Below are 2347 nucleotides of genomic sequence, written 5' to 3' on the forward strand. Positions count from 1 at the left end.
CGTGACCTCCGTCAGGATCGCCCCCGCCAGGAAGAGCCAGGCGATCACGGGAGCACCTCTCGGGCCGGGAGGCGGCGCGGGGGCCGCTGGCGCTTCGCCCGCTGGGAGCCCAGCTCGACCGTGAGCACTCCGAGGATGATGAGGCCCATCCCCGCGAACATCGTCGGGGTGAGCGGCTCCGCGAACAGCGCCGCGGCGGCCAGCGCCGTCAGGGCGACCCCGAGGGCGCCCCAGATGCCGTAGGCGACGCCGAGCGCCATCCCGGCGCGGAGCACCTGGGCGAGGCAGACGAAGGAGACGAGATAGCCGATGGCGACGAGCGCGAACCAGGCGGGGTGCTGGAGGGCCGCCTTGAGGGACAGCGAACCGGTGACCTCGGCCACGATGGCGACGCCGAGGAAGAGCCAGGCCCTCACTCGGGCACCCCCGAGAGGAGGGCATCGGCGAGTTCGCGGACCGGGCCTCGTTCGGCGGCGGGGAGGGGGAAGAGCCCGGCGGCCTCGGCGAACCAGAGCCCATCGGCGAGGGCCCGCACGGCGCTGAGCCGGGCGCGGGTCTCGATCGGGGTGTGCTCGGGGAGCGCAAACCAGGGGGCCATGCGCTCGGCCCAGCGCTCCGTGAGCGGCTCGCGGAGGCGGGGGTCGGTCAGCATGACGAGGTCGGCGCTGCTGAACTCGCCCGTGAGGCACCAGTCGAGGTAGGCCGAGAGCCGCGCGCGCGGGCCGGGGGAGAACCGGGCGCGCGCGCCGGACAGCGATGGCGCGGCGGCGGGCAGCCGCGAGGTGATCTCGCGGTGCCAGGCCTCGACGACGTGGTCGACGAGGCCGAGCATGAGGGCCTGCTTGGTGGGGAAGTGATACATGAGGCCCGGTTTGCTGAGGCCGACGGCGCGGGCGGCGGACTCGAGAGAGACGGTGCCCCCCTCCGCGATCACGCCGAGCGCCGCGGTGAGGATCTGGGTGCGGGTGGTGTCGGTCACGCGACAACTATACCAACCGGAAGGTTGGTTCAGAAACGCCGCACCTCAGCCCATTGTGGCCGAGTCCCGGAGAAAACATCAGTCTGTTTCCGGGCGGGGGCACTGCCTAGGCTGACCACAAGGCGGCATCGGTTCAGAACGGGTCCACCCGGTCTCGGTGTCCGCGAGAGCAACCGAATACCGAGGGGGACAACATCATGCACCGACACCGGATCATGCACCGACACCGGTTTTTCCGACTCACCACGGCAGCAACCGCCGCGGCCGCGCTCAGCCTGAGCCTGGGGGTCGGCCTCGCACCGGCCACCGCCCTCCCGCAGCAGCCCCCCTCGGCCACGGAGGCCCCGGGGTCAGCCACCGCCCCCGAGGAACACCACCCCCACCTGAGCTTCAGCGCGATCACGATGACCCCCGTCCCGGGCGGCGTCACGGTCACCTACCGCTACGACCTCCAAAACGGCGCATCCGCCGGCACCCACGGCCTCATCGTGAACGGCCGCTACTCGCCGGTCGGGGCCGGAACCGCGACCGCCGCCGGGACGCAGACCACGGCGCTCACCCTCCCCGCGGGCACGCACCGCATCAGCATCTACTCCAGCCACGGCACCCCGGGCGAGGAGGCGGAGCTCGCCCAGCACACGCAAGACGTCACCGTCGCCCTCGACCTGATCCGGAAGGCCCCCGTGCCCTTCCTCACCGGCACCCCACAGGTCGGCCAGACCCTCGGTATCACCCTCGGCACCTGGGACCCCGGCGTGAGCCACAGCTACCAGTGGCAACGCAACGGCGCGGCGATCCCCGGCGCGACCGGGCCCACCCGGACCCTCCTGCCCGAGGACCGCGCCGCCCAGATCACCGTCACCGTGACCGGCGCAAAACCCGGCCACCAGTCCGTGAGCAAAACCTCCTCCGGTACCCGAGCCGTGCAACTGGGCACCCAAACCCAGGCCCCCACCCCGACGATCACCGGCACGACGAAGGCGGGCAGCACCCTCACCGCGAAGCCCGGCGCTTGGGGCACCGGCGTCACCCTCAGCTACCGCTGGTGGGCCGGAAGCACCCCCATCGCCGGCGCGAAGTCCGCAACCCTCACCCTCACGAGCGCGCACACGGGCAAGACCATCGCCGTCGAGGTCACGGGGCAGAAGGCCGGCTACGCGAGCGCCGTGCGCACCTCCGCCGCCACCGCGAAGATCCGCTGAGCCGAGCCGCCGCTCCCCGGGAGACCGGTCCCCCGGGGAGCCGCGGCCCAGCGCGGAACGATACACTGGCGGACGGGCATCGCGGAGCAGGATCGCCCAGAAACGAGGGTGCGTGCGCTGGGAACCGAGCCGGATTGGTCGCTTCCTCACCCGAACCCCCGCCTGG

Annotated in this window: 4 protein-coding genes; 1 reads left to right on the forward strand and 3 read right to left on the reverse strand. The window is 72.5% G+C overall.

Going from position 1 to position 2347, the window contains the following annotated elements; all coding sequences use genetic code 11:
- The 3 genes from OOT08_RS17735 to OOT08_RS17745 form a co-directional block, all read right to left on the reverse strand.
- Nucleotides 1–48 (reverse strand): hypothetical protein (locus tag OOT08_RS17735; RefSeq protein ID WP_325094225.1); only part of this gene is annotated, 48 nt, incomplete at its 3' end.
- A complete protein-coding gene (locus OOT08_RS17740; protein ID WP_325094187.1) occupies nucleotides 45–416 on the reverse strand; it encodes a DMT family transporter in 372 nt (123 codons plus the stop codon). The genes OOT08_RS17740 and OOT08_RS17735, both read right to left, overlap by 4 nt.
- Nucleotides 413–979, reverse strand: a complete 567-nt coding sequence (locus OOT08_RS17745; protein WP_325094188.1) for a TetR family transcriptional regulator — start codon at nucleotides 977–979, stop codon at nucleotides 413–415. The genes OOT08_RS17740 and OOT08_RS17745 overlap by 4 nt, the downstream gene beginning before the upstream one ends.
- 197 nt (nucleotides 980–1176) lie before the next feature.
- Between OOT08_RS17745 and OOT08_RS17750 the strand changes: the two genes are divergently transcribed.
- Nucleotides 1177–2181, forward strand: a complete 1005-nt coding sequence (locus OOT08_RS17750) for a hypothetical protein (protein WP_325094189.1) — start codon at nucleotides 1177–1179, stop codon at nucleotides 2179–2181.
- Nucleotides 2182–2347: the final 166 nt, after the last annotated feature.

Source organism: Leucobacter sp. M11, assembly GCF_035726885.1.
Classification (GTDB): domain Bacteria; phylum Actinomycetota; class Actinomycetes; order Actinomycetales; family Microbacteriaceae; genus JAPFRB01.